Origin of the sequence: Aurantiacibacter flavus (genome assembly GCF_039710615.1) — a bacterium.
Taxonomy (GTDB): Bacteria; Pseudomonadota; Alphaproteobacteria; order Sphingomonadales; family Sphingomonadaceae; genus Alteraurantiacibacter; species Alteraurantiacibacter flavus.
In genome coordinates this window covers 377487-398142 of the sequence record NZ_JBDLBR010000002.1, presented here as the reverse complement: position 1 = coordinate 398142, position 20656 = coordinate 377487, and the positions used below count along the sequence as shown (strand labels likewise).

The 20656-nt window shown below is 63.8% G+C and carries 25 protein-coding genes; 10 read left to right on the top strand and 15 right to left on the bottom strand.

Annotated elements, in window-relative coordinates; genetic code table 11:
- Positions 1–4: 4 nt before the first annotated feature.
- Both fliE and ABDJ38_RS06465 read right to left on the bottom strand, forming a co-directional pair.
- Positions 5–373: a flagellar hook-basal body complex protein FliE gene (gene fliE, locus ABDJ38_RS06470; protein WP_429771091.1), complete on the bottom strand. Its 369-nt coding sequence runs from the start codon at positions 371–373 to the stop codon at positions 5–7.
- The gene (locus ABDJ38_RS06465) at positions 370–1626 is read right to left on the bottom strand and encodes a sigma-54 interaction domain-containing protein (RefSeq protein WP_346784261.1); all 1257 of its coding nucleotides are present in this window, start codon (positions 1624–1626) and stop codon (positions 370–372) included. The genes fliE and ABDJ38_RS06465 overlap by 4 nt, the downstream gene beginning before the upstream one ends.
- Before the next feature lie 216 nt (positions 1627–1842).
- Here ABDJ38_RS06465 and ABDJ38_RS06460 point away from each other — a divergent pair, with 216 nt between their 5' ends.
- Positions 1843–2667: a flagellin N-terminal helical domain-containing protein gene (locus tag ABDJ38_RS06460; RefSeq protein ID WP_346784260.1), complete on the top strand. Its 825-nt coding sequence runs from the start codon at positions 1843–1845 to the stop codon at positions 2665–2667.
- Between the two features lie 472 nt (positions 2668–3139).
- Positions 3140–3964 (top strand): flagellin N-terminal helical domain-containing protein, encoded by an 825-nt coding sequence (locus ABDJ38_RS06455; RefSeq protein ID WP_346784259.1) that lies wholly within the window; start codon positions 3140–3142, stop codon positions 3962–3964.
- Positions 3965–4681: 717 nt separating this feature from the next.
- Here ABDJ38_RS06455 and ABDJ38_RS06450 read toward each other — a convergent pair.
- Genes ABDJ38_RS06450 through flgB form a run of 13 tightly spaced genes read right to left on the bottom strand, consistent with a single transcriptional unit; the run spans position 4682 to position 14287 of the window.
- Positions 4682–5518 carry a flagellar motor protein MotB gene (locus ABDJ38_RS06450; protein ID WP_346784258.1) on the bottom strand — a complete coding sequence of 279 codons (837 nt, stop codon included), beginning with the start codon at positions 5516–5518 and terminating at the stop codon, positions 4682–4684.
- 1 nt (position 5519) lies between these two features.
- The gene (motA, locus tag ABDJ38_RS06445; protein ID WP_346784257.1) at positions 5520–6383 is read right to left on the bottom strand and encodes a flagellar motor stator protein MotA; all 864 of its coding nucleotides are present in this window, start codon (positions 6381–6383) and stop codon (positions 5520–5522) included.
- Between the two features lie 34 nt (positions 6384–6417).
- Complete coding sequence (gene flgL, locus ABDJ38_RS06440; protein WP_346784256.1) at positions 6418–7329, bottom strand: flagellar hook-associated protein FlgL; 912 nt, start codon at positions 7327–7329, stop codon at positions 6418–6420.
- Positions 7329–8666 carry a flagellar hook-associated protein FlgK gene (gene flgK, locus ABDJ38_RS06435; protein WP_346784255.1) on the bottom strand — a complete coding sequence of 446 codons (1338 nt, stop codon included), beginning with the start codon at positions 8664–8666 and terminating at the stop codon, positions 7329–7331. Before flgK ends, flgL begins: the two co-directional genes overlap by 1 nt.
- 3 nt (positions 8667–8669) lie before the next feature.
- Positions 8670–9014 carry a rod-binding protein gene (locus ABDJ38_RS06430; protein ID WP_346784254.1) on the bottom strand — a complete coding sequence of 115 codons (345 nt, stop codon included), beginning with the start codon at positions 9012–9014 and terminating at the stop codon, positions 8670–8672.
- The gene (locus ABDJ38_RS06425; RefSeq protein WP_346784253.1) at positions 9014–10114 is read right to left on the bottom strand and encodes a flagellar basal body P-ring protein FlgI; all 1101 of its coding nucleotides are present in this window, start codon (positions 10112–10114) and stop codon (positions 9014–9016) included. Before ABDJ38_RS06425 ends, ABDJ38_RS06430 begins: the two co-directional genes overlap by 1 nt.
- Positions 10114–10773 carry a flagellar basal body L-ring protein FlgH gene (locus ABDJ38_RS06420; protein WP_346784252.1) on the bottom strand — a complete coding sequence of 220 codons (660 nt, stop codon included), beginning with the start codon at positions 10771–10773 and terminating at the stop codon, positions 10114–10116. Before ABDJ38_RS06420 ends, ABDJ38_RS06425 begins: the two co-directional genes overlap by 1 nt.
- Positions 10774–10781: 8 nt before the next feature.
- The gene (gene flgG / locus ABDJ38_RS06415) at positions 10782–11570 is read right to left on the bottom strand and encodes a flagellar basal-body rod protein FlgG (RefSeq protein WP_346784251.1); all 789 of its coding nucleotides are present in this window, start codon (positions 11568–11570) and stop codon (positions 10782–10784) included.
- 39 nt (positions 11571–11609) lie between these two features.
- Positions 11610–12356 (bottom strand): flagellar basal body rod protein FlgF, encoded by a 747-nt coding sequence (locus ABDJ38_RS06410; protein WP_346784249.1) that lies wholly within the window; start codon positions 12354–12356, stop codon positions 11610–11612.
- Positions 12357–12365: 9 nt separating this feature from the next.
- Positions 12366–13178 carry a flagellar hook-basal body complex protein gene (locus ABDJ38_RS06405; protein WP_346784248.1) on the bottom strand — a complete coding sequence of 271 codons (813 nt, stop codon included), beginning with the start codon at positions 13176–13178 and terminating at the stop codon, positions 12366–12368.
- A gap of 31 nt (positions 13179–13209) precedes the next feature.
- Positions 13210–13539 carry a flagellar hook assembly protein FlgD gene (locus ABDJ38_RS06400; RefSeq protein ID WP_346784247.1) on the bottom strand — a complete coding sequence of 110 codons (330 nt, stop codon included), beginning with the start codon at positions 13537–13539 and terminating at the stop codon, positions 13210–13212.
- Positions 13536–13937, bottom strand: coding sequence for a flagellar basal body rod protein FlgC (gene flgC / locus ABDJ38_RS06395; protein WP_137681366.1), 402 nt, complete (start codon positions 13935–13937; stop codon positions 13536–13538). The genes ABDJ38_RS06400 and flgC overlap by 4 nt, the downstream gene beginning before the upstream one ends.
- Positions 13938–13939: 2 nt before the next feature.
- Positions 13940–14287, bottom strand: coding sequence for a flagellar basal body rod protein FlgB (gene flgB / locus ABDJ38_RS06390; RefSeq protein ID WP_346784245.1), 348 nt, complete (start codon positions 14285–14287; stop codon positions 13940–13942).
- 218 nt (positions 14288–14505) lie between these two features.
- On the opposite strand from flgB, the gene ABDJ38_RS06385 reads away from it, so the two are divergent.
- The 8 genes from ABDJ38_RS06385 (at position 14506) to ABDJ38_RS06350 (ending at position 20653) form a co-directional block, all read left to right on the top strand.
- Entirely contained in the window at positions 14506–15162 is a 657-nt protein-coding gene (locus ABDJ38_RS06385) for a MotA/TolQ/ExbB proton channel family protein (protein WP_346784244.1), read from the top strand.
- Positions 15159–15596, top strand: a complete 438-nt coding sequence (locus tag ABDJ38_RS06380) for a hypothetical protein (RefSeq protein ID WP_346784243.1) — start codon at positions 15159–15161, stop codon at positions 15594–15596. Before ABDJ38_RS06385 ends, ABDJ38_RS06380 begins: the two co-directional genes overlap by 4 nt.
- Before the next feature lie 65 nt (positions 15597–15661).
- On the top strand, positions 15662–16177 hold the full coding sequence (locus ABDJ38_RS06375; RefSeq protein ID WP_346784242.1) for a flagella basal body P-ring formation protein FlgA: 516 nt from the start codon (positions 15662–15664) through the stop codon (positions 16175–16177).
- A gap of 101 nt (positions 16178–16278) precedes the next feature.
- Positions 16279–16584: a flagellar biosynthesis anti-sigma factor FlgM gene (flgM, locus tag ABDJ38_RS06370; RefSeq protein WP_346784241.1), complete on the top strand. Its 306-nt coding sequence runs from the start codon at positions 16279–16281 to the stop codon at positions 16582–16584.
- On the top strand, positions 16584–16886 hold the full coding sequence (locus ABDJ38_RS06365; protein WP_346784240.1) for a hypothetical protein: 303 nt from the start codon (positions 16584–16586) through the stop codon (positions 16884–16886). The genes flgM and ABDJ38_RS06365 overlap by 1 nt, the downstream gene beginning before the upstream one ends.
- An 82-nt stretch (positions 16887–16968) precedes the next feature.
- Complete coding sequence (locus ABDJ38_RS06360; protein ID WP_346784239.1) at positions 16969–17826, top strand: transglycosylase SLT domain-containing protein; 858 nt, start codon at positions 16969–16971, stop codon at positions 17824–17826.
- Between the two features lie 35 nt (positions 17827–17861).
- Positions 17862–19943: a flagellar biosynthesis protein FlhA gene (locus ABDJ38_RS06355; protein ID WP_346784761.1), complete on the top strand. Its 2082-nt coding sequence runs from the start codon at positions 17862–17864 to the stop codon at positions 19941–19943.
- Entirely contained in the window at positions 19940–20653 is a 714-nt protein-coding gene (locus ABDJ38_RS06350; RefSeq protein WP_346784238.1) for a sigma-70 family RNA polymerase sigma factor, read from the top strand. The genes ABDJ38_RS06355 and ABDJ38_RS06350 overlap by 4 nt, the downstream gene beginning before the upstream one ends.
- The last annotated feature ends 3 nt before the right edge of the window (positions 20654–20656 follow it).

Here is a 20656-nt window from a genome sequence, read left to right as displayed (position 1 = left end):
TAGTTCAGACCCCCATGCGCATGATTTCTTGGTACGCGCTCAATAGCTTGTTGCGCACCTGCAGGGTGGCCTCGAAGGCAACACCCGCTTCTTGCCGCGCCAGCATCACCTTGGCCACGTCCTGCGTTTCGCCGCGAGCATAGGCTTCCGAAGCCGCCGAAGAGCGCTGCTGCGCGTCGTTGACCGACGACAGCGCGTCCTTGAGCGAATCGCCGAAGCCGCCGCCCTGTGCCGGAGCATCGGTCGGAACCGTGCTCTGGGCCTGCTGTCCTTGCTGAAGCTCTTTGAGCAGGCGCGACTTTTCCAGCATGGCATCGCGCATGGCGATAACCTGCTGGACGCTCGCGCCACCTCCACCACCGACTGGGTTCATGAGACGGCTCCCATATCCATCCCGGCCTCACGATAGGAGGCAAGGCGATAGCGCAGTGTACGTTCCGAAATGCCCAGCTTGCGGGCCGCATCGATCCGCTTGCCATTACATTCCTGCAGCGTGTCAATGATCGCCCGTGCTTCGGAGAGCTTGACGATGTTCGAGAGCTTCGGATCTTCTTCCTGGCTTTCAGGAATGACAGGCGCTTCCTGCACCGGGCCAAGGCGGGCGGGCGCATCGAACACGATGTGTTCGGGCCCGATCTCGTCGCTACCACCAGCCAACACCAGCGCGCGGCGCATGACATTCTCCAGCTCGCGAACATTGCCCGGCCAGTTATGCAGGCGCAGCATCGCAAGCGCGCCGGTGCCGATGCGGTGCGGGCCGTTCTCGGGGTGCGAGTGGCGCAGCAGCATCGCGCAAGCAAGCGGCGCAATATCGCCCGGACGCTCGCGCAGCGGCGCCAGATTGATCGGGAAAACATTGAGACGATAGAAAAGGTCTTCGCGGAAACGGCCCTCGGCAACTTCGGTCGGCAGGTCGCGGTTGGCGCAAGCGACGATGCGGACATCGACCTTGACCGGACGCGTCGCGCCCACGGGCAGAACTTCGCCTTCCTGAAGCGCGCGAAGCAGCTTGGCCTGAAGGCCAATCGGCATCTCGGCAATCTCGTCAAGCAGCAGGGTGCCGCCGTCCGCCTCGCGGAACAGGCCGCTGCCGCCCGCGCTCGCGCCGGTGAAAGCCCCCTTCTGGTGGCCGAACAGCATGGCCTCGAGCATCGTTTCGGGAATCGCAGCACAATTGACGGCAATAAAGGCCTTGCCCGAACGCGGGCTGGAATCGTGGATGAAGCGAGCAAGCACTTCCTTGCCCGCACCGGTGGGGCCGGTCAGCAAGGCGGGAACGTCGGTCCGGGCAAGGCGATCTGCGAGCGCGAAGATCGAGAGCGAATGGGGATCGGCGGCAATCGGCGAACGCATCCCGTGAGCAGCGATGCGGGCAATCAGCCCCGCCAGCGCCAGTTCGCTCGAAGGATCGTTATAAACGAACGAGCCGTTCCGGCTCATGTCCTTGATAATCGCCAGGTCAGCACGGGCCACGGCAATGCTGCCAGCCGCCGCTGCTTCGGGTTCATCTGCGTCGCAAACCAGGACCGGGTTGGCGAGGAAGAGCGACGAGCGCACCCCGGCCAGCCGTCCGGCAAGCGACGGATGAATTTTTTCGAACCCTTGTGAAACACCAAGTTTGCTCACGAAACCCCCAGCACATTAACCAAACCGTCCGGTCACCATTTGCCGGGCGGACGTCCAAATACGCGTTACTTAAGACCACGTAGTATTACGTATATCCGTAAACCGTCAGGCGGCCTCACCGAGCTTAAAATCCCAGGGTTCAGGCCGGTCTGTGCTCTGCCTGCCGCGCAGATCGTCGGGGCGGCACATGAGTTCATACCTACCGGAGAACCTCAAATGAACGTCATCAACACCAATATCGGCGCCATCCGCGCCACCAACGCCTCGACCTCGGCGAGCAAGATGCTCGGCAGTGCGATGGAGCGCCTGTCGACCGGCAAGCGCATCAACTCGGCCAAGGACGACGCCGCCGGCCTCGCGATTGCCACGACCATGACCTCGCAGGTGCGCGGCATGAGCCAGGGCATCCGCAACGCCAACGACGGCATCTCGCTCGCCCAGACGGCTGAAGGCGGCCTCAACGAAGTCACCAACATGCTCCAGCGCGTTCGCGAGCTGGCTGTGCAGTCGGCTTCGGGCACCTACCAGCAGTCGGACCGTGACGCGATGCAGGCGGAAGTCACCGCGCTGACCTCGCAGATCGACTCTGCCCTCACCGACACGCAGTTCAACGGCAACGCGCTGTTCTCGAAGACTTCGGGCACCGACGTGACCTTCTCGATCCAGACGGGTGCAAACTCGGGCGAGACTGTGACGCTGACCTCGAAGGGCATCGACGGCACGAAGATCGACGCTTCGGCGCTCGACGTGACCTCCTCCGCCGCCGCCGGCACCACGATGACCAACGTCGACGCTGCGCTTTCTTCGGTGAACGCCACCCGCGCTTCGCTGGGTGCCGGCCAGAACCGTCTTGAGAGTGCCATCAACAACCTCAACGACAACATCACCAACCTGTCGGAAGCGCGCAGCCGTATCGAAGACGCCGACTACTCGGCTGAAACGACCAAGCTCGCGAAGTCGCAGATCCTGAGCCAGGCCTCGACCGCGATGCTGGCCCAGGCCAACCAGAGCCAGCAGAACGTCCTGTCGCTGCTGCGCTAATACTTTCCACCGCCGTTCCGCAAACGGCGCCCCAACGGGGCCCCGGTATCCACCTGGATGCCGGGGCCTTTTGGTTTGGGGACAGGGCTTGGTTCGGGTCCTTTCCATGCAGCCCGTTTTATAGAGCAGCTGTTTCACCGCGATGATGCGGCCAATGTGGGGGACTGCATAGAGCCGCGGAAGTTAACCAGGCAGGGAAATATTTGGACAGATTGGCAAACCGGCAAAATGCGGCAAAATCTTGCCGCTCGGGCGGCAAGGCCTTGCCGCATTTTGCCGGATAAAATCGTTTTAATTCCAAGACTTAAAATTAATTCCAAAAATATCCATGGCAATTTAGGCACTTGTCGATTCTCTGCCCCAGATCGTTCACGGCGATCTTAAATTCCGCCCCGAAATGCCGGTCTGGTTAACAAGCTGCCGTGGAAAAGTTGGGGCGGCGAAATCGACACAAGATTTGCGGAGATCAGTCATGAACGTCATCAACACCAATATCGCCGCTATCCGGGCGACCAATGCTTCTACCTCGGCGAGCACGATGCTCGGCTCGGCCATGCAGCGCCTTTCGACCGGCAAGCGCATCAACAGCGCGAAGGACGACGCCGCCGGCCTCGCCATCACCACCACCATGACCTCGCAGGTGCGCGGCATGAGCCAGGGTATTCGCAACGCCAACGACGGTATCTCGCTTGCCCAGACCGCTGAAGGCAGTCTCAACGAAGTTACCAACATGCTGCAGCGCGTTCGCGAGCTGGCCATCCAGGCGGCTTCGGGCACCTACCAGCAGTCGGACCGTGACGCGATGCAGTCGGAAGTCTCCGCGCTGACCTCGCAGATCGACGACGTGCTGACCAGCACCAGCTTCAACGGCAACAACCTGTTCTCGAAGGTATCGAGCACCGACCTCACCTTCGACATCCAGACCGGCGCCAACTCGGGCGAGCAGATCACCCTGACCTCGAACGGAATTGACGGCGCGCTGATCGACGCCTCGGCCCTCGACGTGAGCAGCACGACCCTGGCAGGCACGACGATCAACAACGTCGATGCGGCCCTGGTCTCGATCAACTCCACTCGCGCTGGACTGGGTGCTGGGCAGAACCGTCTCGAGAGCGTTATCAACAACCTCAACGACAACATCACCAACCTGTCCGAAGCGCGCAGCCGCATCGAAGACGCCGACTACTCGGTCGAAACGACCAAGCTCGCCAAGGCCCAGATCCTGAGCCAGGCTTCCACCGCGATGCTGGCCCAGGCCAACCAGGCGCAGCAGAACGTCCTCTCGCTGCTGCGCTAATATCGAACCCGTTCACCGTTATCCAAGGGCGGTGAATTCCAATGCCCCGACATCCTTTCCGGATGTCGGGGCCTTTTTCGTTGCATTGAGCGAAGACATCGACAGGCCCACGCCATCTCCCCGCCGCACGCCTGAGCCGCAACCTCTTCCCTCTCCTAAGCTGCCACCCTGGCGAGCAAGCTGACAACCCGGCGGAGCAGCCTCAACCATCGCAGGTTGGGCAACAGGCAAACAGGGGGCCGCTGCGCTAAAGAGACCACGCAAGGACTCTCTCCAGATCCGTGCCCGGAAGCCCGCTGAGATCAATGGAAGATCTGGGTTAGAGAAGCGATGCTCCAAACGCTGGCACGGGACGGTCATGGCTGCCTGCGATCGAGCATTCCGACATCCTCGCCAAGGCACGCGCCTATTGCCCGCGATCACTTCCGTTGAAGCATATGTAGGAAAGTGCGGGCATCGAGCGACCTTGCCAGAGGTCAGAGATGCCCCCATGCCTCGTCTTGGTTTGAGCTGAGATCCAAGCGACAGGCGCTTCGGCAACGTCCTCTCACGCAGCATCACCCGCGCGCGAGCTTGCAGCGGATGACCCGCCATCGGGCTCGGGCCGCAGCCAAGGCCGCCCGTCCCATGCGAAGGGCTGTGCGTGCATAAGCGGACGCTGAAGCATCGAGGCTGAATGCGGGCCATCAACGCCCGCAGAAAGACGTTTCGAGGGTGTTAGTCCGCCACAGTGATCGAGATACGCCGGTTGCGCGGATCGCTCTTGTCGTCCGCGATCAGCGGCTCACGATCAGCCACGCCTTCAATCCGGCGGAAGCGCCCTTGCGGCACGCCCTCGCGCAGCAGAGCCTGGCGGGTGGCTTCGGCGCGGCCAGCCGACAGCGTCCAGTTGTTAACCTGGCGGCTGTCTCGGAACGTCAGCGAATCGGTATGCCCGCGCACCACCAACTCGCCGCTGCTGCCAGCCACGACATCGCCCAGAGCATCGATCAACATACGCGCGTCGGGGCTCAGAACCGTAGTGCCGAGCGAGAACATCGAGAAGTCGGCATCATCGACAAGGTCGATCCGCACACCTTCGGTCGTGTCGACCATGCGCACCTGCTTGAGCAGACGCCGAGCGTTCTGCTGTTCGGCAAGCTTTTCCTCAAGCTCGGCGCGCATGGCGCTGGCGGTGTTCTTGGTCGCGGCCCCGCCCTCCTTCGGACCTCCCGTCGCATCGCGCGGAATGGTCAGCGACTTGGTTCCGGTTTGCCCGGCACGATTAGGATAGTTGTCGACCGACGTGAGCGATTCGCCACCCATGAGACCATCGGACCCTGCCGACTTCTCGCGGTAGTTCACGAGCGTGGGAGTGAAATAGTCGGCAATGCCCTTGCGCTGTTCCTCGGTCGTCGCGCCGAGCAGCCACAGCATCAGGAAGAACGCCATCATTGCGGTCACGAAGTCGGCATAGGCCACTTTCCATGCGCCGCCATGATGGCCGCCCTCGACCACCGTCACTTTCTTGACGATGATGGGGCGGACCGGTTCTTCCGCCTTGCCGCGCGCCATCTTACCTGCCCCTCAGGGCGTCGAGCAATTCGCTGAGGCCGGGGCGGAAATCGTGACCGAGGCCCGACCGTGCGCTTTCAACGACCAGCGGCTGCGGATGTCCGTTGAGGCTGGCGATAATCACCTGCTTCACCGCCTGGAAAATCTGCTGATCGGCATCGATCACCTGCTTCAGCCGGCTCGCCATCGGGCCGACGAGGCCATAGGCGAGAAACACGCCAAGGAACGTACCAACCAGCGCCGATCCGATCATCCCACCAAGGATTTCCGGCGGTTCGTTGATCGAGCCCATGGTTTTCACGATGCCGAGCACGGCCGCGACGATCCCCAGCGCGGGCAGCGCATCGGCCGTGGTCTGAAGGTTGTGCTGCGGCTCGTTCATCTCGTGGAACGTGCTTTTCATGGCGTTGTCCATCACGTCTTCCACCGCATTCACATCGAGCGTGCCCGAGGAGACCACGATCAGCGTCAGCGTGTCGCAGATCAGGTCGGTCAGCGGTTTGTTCGCGACGATCGCAGGGTACTCGGCAAAGATCGTGCTGCTCGACGGATCGTTCACATGGCTTTCCAGTGCCACCGGGCCTTCGGTCTTCAGCATCTTCATCAGCTTGCTGGTGAGCGCGATGGCGTCGATATGATCTTTCTTGGTGTGACGCGGACCCTTGAAAACCTTGGAGAACGATCCGGCGACAGCCTTCACCTCGTGCATCGAGTTGCCGATGATGAGCGCGCCGATAGCAGCGCCGCCGATCATCAGCCCCTCGAACGGCAGGGCGTGCAGCACCGGGCCCATCGAGCCGCCGGCAAGAACAAACCCGCCGAAGACGCAGCCCAGCAGCACAGCAATCCCGATACCTGCATTCATTTCATCGGTCCCCTTTGTCCCCGAACCCGCGGCGTCAGCGCAGCTGGTCGAACAGCGAAAGGCCGCTCAACTTCACAAAACTGGCCTGGCTCGCTTCGAGTACGGTCATCATTTCCTGCAGACGCGCATAAGTGATGGCGAAATCGGCGCCGCCCACGGTTTCGCGCTCTTGCGCAATCATTTCTTCAGACGCCACACGGCGATCATCCATGGTTTCGACCCAGGCCATCCGCGTGCCCACCACAGTCTGAGCGGTGGTCGCCTTCTCAAGCGCAGGGTCGAGACTGGCCAGCGCCGCATCGGCGGCCGCAGCAACACCCGCACCGCCTACATTCAGCGCAGCGGAAAATGCCCCCAGCACCGCAAAGATGTCGGTCGCCCCGGAAGGGCCGTTAAACGAGAACACGTCAGGTCCGGTGACCGAGCGCTCTACCGACTGTCCATCGCCGAGCCCGGTTACCTGCGCACTTGCGTTGCCAACATAGGACACAACGCCCGCCGTCTCGACATAGGCGGGCCCTGCGATAGCGCCACCGAACAGGCTTTCGCCTTCGCCATCACGCGTATTGGCGAGCCCCAACAGATTGTCGCGCAGCACCTCGAGTTCGGTCGCGATCGCCTTCTGGTTTTCCAGCGTCAGCGTGCTCGATCCTGCCTGCAGCGCGAGGTCACGCGCACGGATGATCGAACTTGTTACAGAGCTGAGTGCGGAATCCGCGAGGCTCAGGCTGGTTTTGGCACGGTCGGAGTTGCGCTGATCGATCTCGGTCATGCGCTCGCGCCTTGACAGACTCCGCAGCTTGGCCGCAGCCAACGGATCATCCGAGGAGCGGCTCAGCCGTTCGCGTGAGCCGACCTGCTCTTGCAGCTTTTCGGACTCCTTGCGCAGCGACGAAATCTGCCGGTTGGCGCGTTCGTAAAAGGCGGAGGTGCTCACGGTAACCATCAGCGAATTCCCAGCAAGGTATCGAAGATATCGGAGGCCACCTGCATCACGCGGCTTGAGGCCTGAAAGGCCTGCTGAAAGCGCACGAGATTGGCTGCTTCCTGATCGAGATCAACGCCGCTCTGCTGCTCAAGCGCAATGCGAGCGGACGAAGAGATAGCGTCGAGCGCTTCGCTGGTAACTTTCTTGCCAGCAACCTGGGCAGAAACCGAAAAGACGAGATTGCTCACGCCTTGAGCGTGACCATTGTTTTCGAAGGCCGAGCGCAGAGCCACCAGGTTGCTTGCATCGGTGCTGCCCGCAGCCGACCCGGAAGGAGCCGTCGCCAGCCCGTCCCCATTGGTGAAGGCGAGGCGCATATCGCCAGCGCCGGTGCCCGCAAACAAAGGCTGGCCGCCCGAACCGTCGAGCGCGGCGCCGTTGCCCTGCGCGGTATTCACCGTGCTCATGATGTCGTTCGCCAGCGTATCGAGGCTGGAGCGGGTGTCGGCAATCGCCTGCAGGCCAAGCGCCTTGCCCGCCAATGAACCGCCATTCAGCGCCACGGCCGTGCCGCCGACATCAAAAGTCAGCGTGCCATCGGCAGCGGTTGTCGTGCCGAGCGCAAAGGTGCTGCCACCCTGCACGATCAGCTCGCCTGATGCGCCGCCCGCGCGCACCTCGACCTGGCCGATAGCGTTGAAGGTGGTCTGCAGGTCCACCTTGTTCGAGAGCTTCTCCAACAGGCCATCACGCTGGTCGAGCAGCGTTGCCCGCTCGCTGGTACCTTCGGCTGTGCGGCCAATGCGCAGGTTGATGCGCGCCAGCTCGCCAGTCATGACGTTGAGTTCCTCGACTTCGCCATCGGCCTCGAATTGCAAACCCTTGGCTGCGGCATCGAGGCTATCGTTGGCGATACGAAAGCTGCCAGCCATATTGCTGGCGGCGGACATCACCGCCGCGCGAAGCGAGGGATCGGTCGGATCGGCCGCAAGCTCGCTGAGCGATGCCTCGAAGTCGACCAGCAGGTCGTATACGCGCGCGCCTTCGACCGCGCTTTCGATGTTCTCCAACCCGTTCAGTTCGGCGGCAGCGCGCGCCGAGTCGCTCGATGTCCGACGCACTTCGGCTTGCCGGAACATGTCGGCATTGCGGTGGATAGCCGAAATGCGCGCGCCCGATAGCGAGATATCGCCCGGCCGCATGGCGATGCTTGAGGCCGAAACCTCGGAGGCGACCGCCGACCGCCGGACATAGCCCTCGGTCGAGGCGTTGGCGATGTTGTTGGCGGTGATCTCCAGCGCGCCGCGCGCAACCTTGGCGCCCGAGAGACCCACCGTGAGCATGTCGGCTGCCATGGCTTAGCCCTCCTCGCCCGCGGCGTCTGGATTGAGATGGCGCGCCAGCTGGGCTTCGATTTGCGTGGCTAGCCCGATCGTGCCGGTGGCAGCGGCGATTTCGGCAAAGCGCGCGTCGCGCATTTCGCGGAAGGTGTCTTCGCCCGACGAACCGAACAGGTCTTCTCCGCCGAAATCAGCCTGGGCGGCCGATGCCAGCATATGGCGCAGGAACACAGCCTCAAAGCCCTCGGCGACCTGTCGCAGCTGCTCGGCATCGTCCCCTGACGCGGACGCGCCGGAGGGATTGAGCGCGAACTGCGCCTTGAGCGTTGGAAGCGAGAAGTCGGTTGCGGGCGAGATATCCATCAGATCACCACCATTTCGGCCTTGAGCGAGCCGGCCTGCTTGAGCGCTTCGAGGATCGCGACCAGATCGGCCGGCGAAGCGCCAAGGGCGTTAAGCGCATCGACCACCTCGGCGAGCGAAGCGCCCGGATCGAACATGGCGATATGGTTGCCCGGCTGTTCGATGCTGATGTCGGTAGCCGGCTCGACCGCCGTCTGGCCGTTGGCGAAGGGCGCGGGCTGGACCACCATCGGATCTTCCTCCACCCGCACCACCAGCGAGCCATGGCTGATCGCGGCAGGCGCAAGACGCACCGCCGAAGAAATCACCACCGTGCCGGTGCGCGAGTTGACGACCACCCGTGCCGCCGCTTCGGCGGGCGAGATCGGGATCATCTCGATATCGGCCATCAACGAGGCGCGCGCATCGGCGCCCTCGGGCAAGCGAAGTGCCAACGTCACGCCGTCTTCCACCGAAGCGATGGCGGGATAGCGCGAATTGATCGCATCGCGCACACGCGAGGCGGTAAGGAAATCGGCCTGATGCAGGTTGAAGCGCAGGATCGGATCGACATTGAAGCCGCTCGCCACCGCGCGTTCGACGCTGGCCCCATCGGGGATGCGGCCAACGGTCGGCACGTTCACGGTAAGGCGCGAGCCATCCGCGCCCGACACACCAAGGCCGCCAACAGCGAGGTTGCCCTGCGCCATGGCGTAGATCTCGCCATCGGCACCATAAAGCGGCGTCATGACCAGCGCCCCACCGCGCAGGCTCGTGGCCTTGCCGATGGTGGAGACGGTAATGTCGATGCGCTGGCCGGGTTTGGCGAAGGCGGGCAGATCGGCAGTGATCATCACCGCCGCCGCGTTCTTGAGCGAGGGGTTTACACCCGGCGGCAGTTGCAGGCCGAACCGGCCCGAAACGCCGCGCATGGCCTGGGTGAGATAGGCAAAGCCATCGTCGCCCGTGCCATCGAGGCCGACGACGATGCCATAGCCGGTCAACTGGTTGGAGCGCACCGACTGGAACGTGCCGAGATCGCGCACGCGCTCGGCCTGAGCGGGAGTGGCAAGACCCAGCGCCAGAAAGGTGGCAGCGACAAAAGCAAACAGGCGGGCCATCAGAACGGGCTCACCATGGTGAAGAACTGGCTCAGCCAACCGGGGCGCGAGGCGCGCTGGAAGTGGCCGCTGCCCGAATAGGCGATCTGCGCGTCGGCAACGCGGCTCGATGCGATGCGGTTGTCGGCATCGACATCGGCCAGGCGGATAAGGCCAGCAAGCTGGACCCATTCTTCACCCTGACTGAAGTTCATCAGCTTTTCTCCGCGAATGCGCGCCACGCCATTGGGCATCACCTCGGCAATGGTGACGGTGATGGTGCCCGACAGCGAGTTGGTCTGGCTGGCATCGCCCCCACCAGAGAACGACCCGGTAGCGCCCGAATTAAGGTTGCCGGGGTCGAACGAGAACGGCCCGATTGCGGGCGGCGTGATATTGAAGCTGCCCTGACGGTCGGAGCTGGCCGAAGTGCCTTTGCTGGACTGGGTGCGTTCGGTTAACACCACGGTAACCAAGTCACCGACACGCGCGGCCCGCTGGCCATAGTGCAGCGGCGCATAGCCCGAATAGCTGGAGAAGATCGCACCATCGGCAGGCGCGACGATCTGCTCCACCGGCGGCGGCGGGGCCAGCGTAGCCGAATAGCCGCCAGGACGCGACGTGGTGCAGCCTGCCACCATGGTGGCGCAGCAAACAGCGGAAAGTGCAATCTTTTTCATTTGTCGCCTCACAGCGTCTGGTTGGCGTTGCGCAGCATCTCGTCGACCGCGCTGACCATCTTGGAATTGATTTCGTAGGCGCGCTGCGCCTCGATCATGTCGACCAGCTCTTCCACCACGTTGACGTTGGAGCCTTCGAGCATGCCCTGACGGACACTGCCGCGGCCGTTCTCGCCGGGGGCGCCGAGCTGCGCGGGGCCCGAGGCGGCGGTCGGTTGCAGGAAGTTGTCGCCAATCGCACGCAGGCCAGCTGGATTGGTGAACTGCGCGACCTGGATCGTGCCGAGTTCCTGCGCTTCATTCTGCCCGGGCAGCATCGCCGAAACAATGCCGTCCTGCGAAACGGTGACCGCCTGTGCGCCTTCGGGGATCTGGATCGCCGGCTGGAGCGGATAGCCCTGCTGGGTGACGATCTGCCCCTCGGACGACAGCGTGAAATTGCCCGCACGGGTGTAGCCCAGCTCGCCGCCAGGCATCTGAATTTCGAAGTAGCCATCGCCATCGAGCGCGAAGTCCAGCCCGTTGCCGGTGCCGTTGAGCGACCCCATCGTCATGATCTGGCTGGTCGACTGGATCGCCACGCCGGTGCCCAGGTTGAGGCCCGTGGCATAGGCGGTCTCGCCCGAGCTGCGGGCACCGCCCACGCGCACGTCCTGATAGGCGAGCGTTGCGAAGTTCGCGCGATCGCGCTTGAAGCCGGTGGTGCCGACGTTCGCCAGGTTGTTGGCGATGACCCGCATGCGTGCATCCTGAGCCTCGAGCCCGGTGCGTGCGACCTGTAGTGCGGAAACTGGCATTGCTTGAATCCTCTCTTGTCGTCAGTCAGTCTGGCCGGATCAGCTCAGACGCATCAGCGACGCGCCACTCTCGTCGAGCTCCTTGGCGGTCGCTACCAGCTTGGTTCGCATGTCGAAGAGACGCTGCTGGTCGACCAGTTCGACCAATACTTCCGTCAGCTTCACGTTGGATTGTTCGAGATATCCGGTTTTTACCGTAGCCGAGAGGTCAGCAGGTAAGACCCCGCCACCCTCAACCCGGAACAGGTTATCGAGCCCCTTGGTGACCTGGCTGCCCACCGGGTTAGCCAGCTTGATTCTGGCGATTTCGGCTGGCGGAGCCTCGGGTGTCGCAGGGTTGGTGACAGTCACCACGCCATCGGGTGCGATAGCCATGACACCTCCGGGAGGAACCGTAATCGGCCCCTGCTCGCCAAGGATCGGACGGCCCTCCCCGTTAACCAATAGCCCGGCACCGGTAAGCGTCAGATCGCCCCGGCGGGTATAGGCTTCCGAACCATCTTCGGCCTGCACGGCGATCAGCGCCTCGCCATCAATCGCAATATCGAGCGAGCGACCGGTGAGGGTCATCTCGCCCTGGCTCATATCGGCGCCGCGCACCGCGCTGCTTTGCATCGCGCGGGTCTCGAGCGAGCCGTTGCGGCTCTCCACGGTGACCGCCCGCGCATCCATCAGTTCGGCGCGAAAGCCGATCGTCTCGGCATTCGCCATGTTGCTGGCGAGCACGCGCTGCTTCTCCATCGAAGAGCGCATGCCCGAAAGCGCGGAGTAGATCAGGCGGTCCATCGGTTAGCCTCAGGTGCGCAGGTTGATGACGGTCTGGCCGATCTGGGTCGCGGTATCGATTGCCTTGGCATTGGCCTGAAAGTTGCGCTGGGCAGTGATCAGGCTGACCAGCTCTTCGGCAATATCCACGTTCGAACGTTCGAGCGAGCCCGACCGCAGGCCACCAAAGAGACCGGCGCCTGGCTCACCCATATTCGCCGGGCCGGAAAGGCCGGACGATTGCCAGTTCGACGAACCGACCTGCTTCAGACCGGTCGGCGTGGTGAAGCTGGCCAGCGCGATCTTGCCGATCACTTCCACCGAACCATCGGCATAGCCAGCGTTGACATTGCCGTTCTCTTCCACGGTCACCGAAACGAATTCCGAGCCAGCGCCGTTGGTCTGCGGGACCTGCGCCGAAACCGGGGTGGTCGAGGTGACGTTGCCGGCGGTATCGGTCGGGAAAACCTGCAACCGGTTGTCGCTGCCGTCGTGGATGAAACCGTTGGCGTCCATCTGGAACGAGCCATTGCGGGTATAGAGTGTGTTGCCGCTAGCCGCGCTGACTGTCGAGAAAAAGCCATCGCCGGCGATCGCAACGTCGAGCGCAGCGCCGGTTTGCTCAATCGGGCCGAGCTTGAAGTTCTGCACGATCGCTTCGACCGAGGCGCCAATACCCTGGGTGAGCTTCGGGTTACTGAAGGCCGAACCGACCACGATGTCGCTGAACTGGGTGGACGACTGCTTGAAGCCGTATGTCTCCACGTTGGCGATATTGTGGCTGATAACGCCCAGATCGACCTGGGCATTCTTGAGTCCACTAAGCGAGGTGTAGAAGGACATTGAAACTTACTCCGTCTTGAAACTGTCTGGATCAGGCGTCGCTGGCGGCAGCCGCAGCATCGCGAGCGGCGTCAGCAGCCGCGGCGGCCGACTGCGTCGCGTTGAGCATGTCGAGCTTGCTGCTGATTTCCTTGAGCGTGTCGCTCATCTCGCTGCTGTTCGACATGGCCGTAAACTGCGCCATCTGCGCCAGCATTTCGGTGTTATCGACCGGGTCGGTCGGATCCTGCTGCATGAGCTGGGTGGTGAGCAGACGAAAGAAATCGCCCTGCCCCAGATCGGCATAGCCGCGCCCTGCGGCGTTGGTGTTCTGGTTGGCGGCACTGGCGCTGTTTGACGCCGTCGCGGAAGTTACGGTCATTTCATCCTCATCGTTTCGAGCATCAGTTGCTTGGCCGTGGAGAGTGCCTCCACCATGTTGCGATACTGTCGGCTGGCTTCGAGCATCTCGACCATCTCCTCGGTCTCATCGACCGGGCTGACCCAGACATCGCCGTTTTCATCGGCCAATGGGTGGCCGGGCTGGTGCATCTTGGTTGGCGCGACATCTGCGCGGCGCACTGCCTGAACCGAAACACCACGCAGGCTTTCGACTGCACCCAGCTCCTCGGCGAAGACCGGGCGCAGCGGGCGATAGGCCTCTTCCTCGGTGGCAGCGGCGCTGCCGGCGTTGGCCATGTTCGAAGCGGCCGCATTCATCCGCACCGTCTGGGCGGACATCGCGCGCTGGGCGAGTTCGAAGATGTTTGCAGGGCCCATCGTCATTCGCCCCGCAGCGCGCGCTTGACGGTATCGACGCGTCCGCGCACCAGTTCGAGCGTTGTTGCATAGCCGAGCGCATTCTCGGCAAAGGCGGTCTGCTCGACGCCCATCTCGACCGTGTTGCCATCGAGGCTGGCCATGACCGGACGTCGATAGCGCATGGCACCGGCCTGAGCCTGGTCGATCGACTGCCCGCTCTCGCTTGCGGCGAGCGCGGCGCTGAAGTCGATGTCGCGCGCCTTGTATCCGGGCGTGGCGGCGTTGGCGATATTCGAGGCAAGCATCTCCATGCGCTGAGAGCGCAATTGAAGTGCCGTGCCGTGGATGCCGAACAGGCGATCGCTCATGATAGTCTTCCCGTAGTGGATTACGATCCGCCACCGATCTAGCAAGCACTGTGCCAATTGCTGTTTGGCGCAAAAAACCAACCGCTGCGGGAGGCGGCAGAGGCGATCCGGCAATCACTCGCCGCAAAGCGGCAATTATTCGCCGCCTCCCCTGAAGAACTGCAGCCGGCTGCCGTACTGGAAGCAGGATCACCACGTGCATCGCAGGAGCCCGCACTTTGCCCGACCTGACTTCTATTGCCATCGTCGTCAGCCTGACTCTGCTGGCGACGTTGCTGCAGGCGGGCGTGCGCAACAGTCGGATTTGCCTTTCGCAGTGTGCGGCGCTGTTGAAGAAGCCGTTCGACCCGGCACACACACGCGCCGAGCTGGCGCAGCAAATCGGCGACCTGCGCAAGGACGGGCTCGTGCGCGCGCGCGCCGCCGTCAGCGGCGATGTCGAATTCGACAGGTCAACCAACGCCATGATCAGGGCGCGTTCGGTCGAGGCGCTGATGGCGGAGCACGAGGCCTGCCGCTCGCGCCGGTTCGCACAGGCCGCCACCGCGCGGCAAGTCTGCCAGCAAGCCGCAGACCTCGCGCAGATGATGGGCCTTGGCGGCACACTTATCTCGCTGGCAACGATGGCTCCCACCGGCGCCGGTGCTGCCTCGCTGACCGCGGCCATCGGGATGGCAGTTGGCACCACGCTGACCGGCCTTGCACTTGGCAACTTCGTCTTCATTCCGCTTGGCGGGCTGATTGAACGACGCTCGCGCAGCGAGGACAATGCGCGCGAGGAAGTGTTCGAATGGCTGGAGATGCATGCCCATGTCGCGGTGCCGAGGCTGCGCGATGAGGAAAGGCTGACGGTCTATCACCAGGATGTAGCATGATCTTTTCCGCCACCAACGCGCGATGGCAAACAGTGATTGCGGATCTCTCTCTTATCCTGTTCCTTGTGGCAGCCGCCGCGCTCGACGAAAGCCCCGCCCCCGTTGCCGCCGCGACCCGCGCGCCATCCGAAGCCGCGCAAGTCGCGACTGGGGAGACCGCCGACATTGCGCTCACCATGTGGCGCCCCGGGCACGGCGCGCCGCCGCTTACCGATTGGCTCGCCGAGCAGACGCCCGATGAAAGCCATCGGCTTGCCATTGTCATTACCTATACCAAGGGCGGCTTCGATGAGGCGCTCGCGACCGCGTCAGCCCTGCGTGCAGAGAGCGGCGCGGCAGGCAGCCGGGCGCGAATTACCATTGCCGAGGGCGAGCGAACCGGCACCATGGTGAGCCTCGTGCAGGACGACCCTCCACAGCCCGAGCGGCGCTGACAAGCATTTGGCCCACTTATTGCATATTCGGGGGCATGAGACCTTTCCAATCAAAGGAGCCCGCCATGCGCCGCCATTACCTTATCGCCGCCGCCACGACGCTGGCCACCCTTGCAACTACCTCCGTTGCCGCCAGCAACTTTCATGACCTGGCGACTATCGACACCGCCGTTGCCCGCTTCGCCGGGGCGCAGATCGGCCAGTCGGGCGGTGCCCAGTCTCCGGTCGACCGGCAAATGCGGCTCGCCCGGTGCGCGGCCCCCCTCGCGCTCGACTGGTACGGTGCCGGCGAGACCGCCGTGCGTGTTACCTGCCCAGGCAGCTGGCACATATTCGTGCCGATCATGCGCACCCGCGCCAGCGTGGCCGCTGTTGAAGAGGCCCCGGCCATCTCGCGACGCGATCTGCTGCGCGTGGAAGCCGGGGGCGCCGGTTTCCGCGTCAGCCGCAGCGGCGAAGCGCTCGAAGAAGGCCAGGTGGGCGAGGCCATCCGGGTCAAGATCGACGATGGCACCCGCCAGGGACGCGTGGTAATGGCGCGTGTGGTCGAGGCTGGACTGGTCCGCGTTGCGGTACGCTAGGCTCCAAGATCAGGGCCTTGGCAAAATTTTTTTACCGAGGCCTTAAAGCCGGCATAAGACGACCGTTCTGCTTTACGTAGACCCCTTGTAAAGGACCAGTCATGAAGCCGATCGAGATCAACTCTGTTGCCAGGAGCCGCCCGCTTGGCAGCGAACCGCAGCGGACAGTCTCGTCCGCTCCCACGCCTTCGGCCCCCACCCCGGCGCCCGCGCCGCGGACGGAAGCCGAAATGGTCACCCGGTCCGAAAGCCTGTCCGCAGGCTCGACCCCGCCGGTCGATACCGACCGTGTAAGCCAGATTCGCACAGCGCTGAAGGAGGGCACCTACCCGCTCGTTCCCGCCAGCGTAGCCGACGCCATGATCGCCTCTCGCTTTATTCTCATCGAGGGTAAGAAGGACTCGTAATGCACCTTGCAGAAAACCTGCGGCAGATGCTCGCCATCCTCGAAAGCGAGCGCGCAGCCCTCGCCGGGCTCGACCTTGAGCGCATCATCACCTGTGCCGACGGCAAGCAACGCCTGTGCAACGAGCTGGAAAGCATCGCCGGACAGCCGCTCGATGAAGAGTGCGAAGGCCTGCTTAACGCCGTACGCCGCCTGAACGAGGTGAACCGCAAGCTGCGCAACATGATTGCCGACAATGTTCAGGCCCGTCTCGGCGCACTCACCGGCAACAGCTTCCTCTACGCTGCCCCTGCAGTCGCGTAGGAACGTTGTTACAAGAGCCTAGCACGCAAATTGGCACGAGGCTTGCTTACTAATCCCCGTTACCCACGGGGAGATAAGCCAAGTGTCGACAATCCAGCGATCGGGCCTGCAGGCCGCAATTGCTGCTCCGGCTCCGCGCAACGCGCGAGTGCAGGCGGCCATTGCCGAAGCCTCGACACGCACCTCGATCGATTTCGATTACCTTATGGCCCAGGCGCAGGTCGAAAGCGCGATGGACCCCTCGGCCAAGGCGCGCACTTCCTCTGCCGCCGGGCTTTACCAGTTTACCAACCAGACCTGGCTCAACACGCTGGATCGCCACGGCTCCGCCCACGGTCTGGGCTGGGCGGCAGACGCCATTTCCTCCACCGGTGGCCGCGCGCGGATCACCGATCCTTCGATGGCCAGCGCGATCATGGAGCTGCGCTACAATCCCGAGGCTGCCTCGCTGATGGCGGGCGAACTGGCGGGCGACAACGCTTCCTATCTCCAGCAGACCTTCGGCCGCACGCCCGATCACACAGAGCTTTATCTCGCCCACTTCCTTGGCGCTGCCGGTGCGCGCGAGTTCATTGCCGCCCATGCGGCAGATCCTGGCCGGGAGGCGGCAAGCATGTTCCCCCGCGCTGCCGGAGCCAACCGCGGTGTGTTTTATGACAATGGCCGCGCCCGCTCGCTGGGCGAGGTGCGCGACATGTTCGCCGCCAAGCTGGAGAACGCAGGCAGCGGACAGGGTGGCTTCGGCCCCCTCCCCTCGCACGCCGGCGGCTGGGGCGCACCCGTGATGCAGACAGCCACGGCAAAGGCCCCTGCCGCACCCGCCGCTCGCCCGAGCATGGCGCAGGTGCTGACCAGCACCTTCGGCTCCGACACCAATTCCGGTTCCGCCCCGGCGCATGTCGCCTCGGCCTATAGCAAGATCGCGAGATTCGGCCTGTGAACGCCCTGAAAGCCTACCTCAGCCCGTCGCTGGCCATGCCGCTGGCGATCCTGATCGTCATCTTCCTGCTCGTGTTGCCGATCCCGGCAATGATGCTCGACGTGTTCTTCGTGCTCAACATCGCGCTGTCGCTGGCGGTGCTGATGACGGCGATGAACGTCAACAAGCCGCTCGACTTTTCATCGTTCCCAACCGTGCTGTTGTTCGCCACGCTTCTGCGCCTTGCGCTCAACGTCGCCTCCACCCGCGTGGTGCTGATCGCCGGGCATGAAGGCGGCGATGCGGCGGGCAAGGTGATCGAAGCCTTCGGGGCCTTCCTTGTCGGCGGCGACTTCGTGGTCGGCCTGTTCGTGTTCATGATCCTGATGATCATCAACCTGATGGTGGTGACCAAGGGCGCGGGCCGTGTGTCCGAAGTTTCGGCGCGCTTCACGCTCGATGCCCTGCCAGGCAAGCAGATGGCGATCGACGCCGACCTTGCCGCCGGCCTCGTCACCGCCACCGAAGCCAAGACCCGCCGCCGCGAAATCGCCACCGAGGCCGATTTCTACGGTTCGATGGACGGTGCCAGCAAGTTCGTGAAAGGCGATGCCATCGCCGCGTTGCTGATCCTGGCGGTGAACGTGATCGCCGGGCTTATCCTCGGCATGGTCACCCATGGCCTGAGCGCAGGGCAAGCGGGCGAGCTTTATATCACCCTTGCCGTTGGCGACGCGCTGGTGGCTTCGGTCCCCTCGCTGCTGCTCTCGATCGCCGCCGCCATGATCGTGACCCGCGTTTCGGACACCCGCGATCTTTCGGGCCAGGTCGGCGGCCAGTTTGCCGATCATCGCACCTGGCTGCCGGTGGGCGTAATCCTGCTGCTGCTCGGCGTGATCCCGGCCATGCCGCAGTCGATCTTCCTGCCCTTCGCCGCCGTGAGCTTCTTCCTCTGGCACAAGCTGCGCAAGAGCGCCGCCGAACGCGCGGTGGCCGAAGCTGCGGCCGCAGTCGAGCCCGCACCCGACCCCTCTGCCATCACCATCGAGGACGTTTCCGAAAATGCGCTGGTCAGCGTGGAGCTGGGCTATGGCCTCGTCCACCTCGCCGACGAGCGCAAAGGCGCGCCGCTGGTGGCCCGCCTCACCGGCCTCAGGCGTCAGCTGTCCGAGACCTTTGGCTTTATCGTCCCGCAAATCCGCATTCGCGACAGCCTCGAATGCCAGCCCGGCGAATACCGCGTCCGGCTTGGCGGCACGCGGCTCGGCGGCGCGATGGTGCGGCCCGACCGGCTGCTGGCCATCGACGCCGGGGACGTCAGCCCCCACGCCTTTATCGATGGCGACGATACCATCGACCCCAGCTTCGGCTGCCCGGCCAAGTGGATCGAGGCTCGCCAGCGCGAAATGGCGGTCGCTGAAGGCTATCTGGTGGTCGAACCCGAGAATGTCATCGCCACCCATATCAACCAGCTTTTGATGGCCCGCGCGCACCTGTTGCTCGGCCCAGACGAACTGCGCGAGCTGCTCGACAACGTGAAGGTCCGCAATGCCGCACTGGTCGAGGCGATCACCCCGCAGCCGATGAGCCTTGGCGCGCTCACCCGCCTGCTGCGCTCGCTGCTCGATGACGGGATTACGCTGGCTCACCCGCTGCCCGTGCTCAATGCTCTGGCCCAATGCGTGCAGATAACGACCGAGCACGATATGCTGGTCGACATGATGCGCACGCAGCTTGGCGGGCAGCTGATCGGCCAGATTTGCGGTCCGAACGACAAGCTGCCGGTCATCACGCTTGCCGCCGAGCTGGAAGACATGGTCGTCGGCGGGCTCGTCGACCCCAGCACCGGACAGCCCGTGATCGACCCCGACCTTGCCCGCACGCTGGGCGCGCAGCTGGCCGATGTGCTGGCACAGCGACCGCCCGGCTCCGGCCCTGCCGCGCTGATCGTGCAGCCCCGCGCGCGCCGTCCGCTGGCCGCGCTGCTGAAGCTGCGCGCGCCGCAATGCGCGGTGCTCTCGATTTCCGAACTGCCGCCCGAACAGCCGATCGAAGTGATCGCGGTGATCGGCGGTGAAGTCCAGCAACCCGCGCAGCCTGCGCTCGATCATCAGGGGCAGGAGGCCCTTGCCGCATGATCCACGATCAACGCCAGTTCGACCCGAAAAGCGCCTATGGTGGCGGCGATGCACGACTAATCAAGCAGTTCACGCCGCTTGTGCGCAAGCTTGCCTGGCATCTGGCCTCGTCCGCTGGTCCGTCGATGGACGCCGACGACCTGATGCAGATCGGCCTGATCGCGCTGACCGAATGCGCGCGCCGGCACGACCGGCCTACCGACGACGGCCTCGCCGCCTATGCCAAGCTGCGCGTGCGCGGCGCGATGATCGACGCGATCCGCAAGATGCAGAACGAGACCCGCAGCGCGCGCCAGGATCGCAAGCGGATCGAAAAGGCCCGCTCGGTTCTGGCCGTGCAGTATGGCCGCCAGCCAACCGATGCGGAGATCGCAGCCCTGATGAACCTGACGCCTGCCGAATTCTCCGACAAGCAGAGCCGCAGCGCCCCCATCCACCACGTCGACATGGAGGGGGCCTATGATGAAAGCAGCGCCGCCTTTGCCAGCGAGGAAATGGACGCCGAAGATCTTCTGATCGAGGCCGAAAGCGGCACCGAGCTTGCCGCTGCCATTGCCGGATTGCAGGAGCGGCATCAGCTGGTGATCCAGCTCTATTTTCTTGAAGAGCTGAACCTTGCGGAAATCGCCGAAGTGCTGGAGGTGTCCGTGCCGCGGGTCCACCAGCTCAAGGCGGCCGCGCTCAAGGCCCTGCGCAAGGCGCTAAGCTGACCA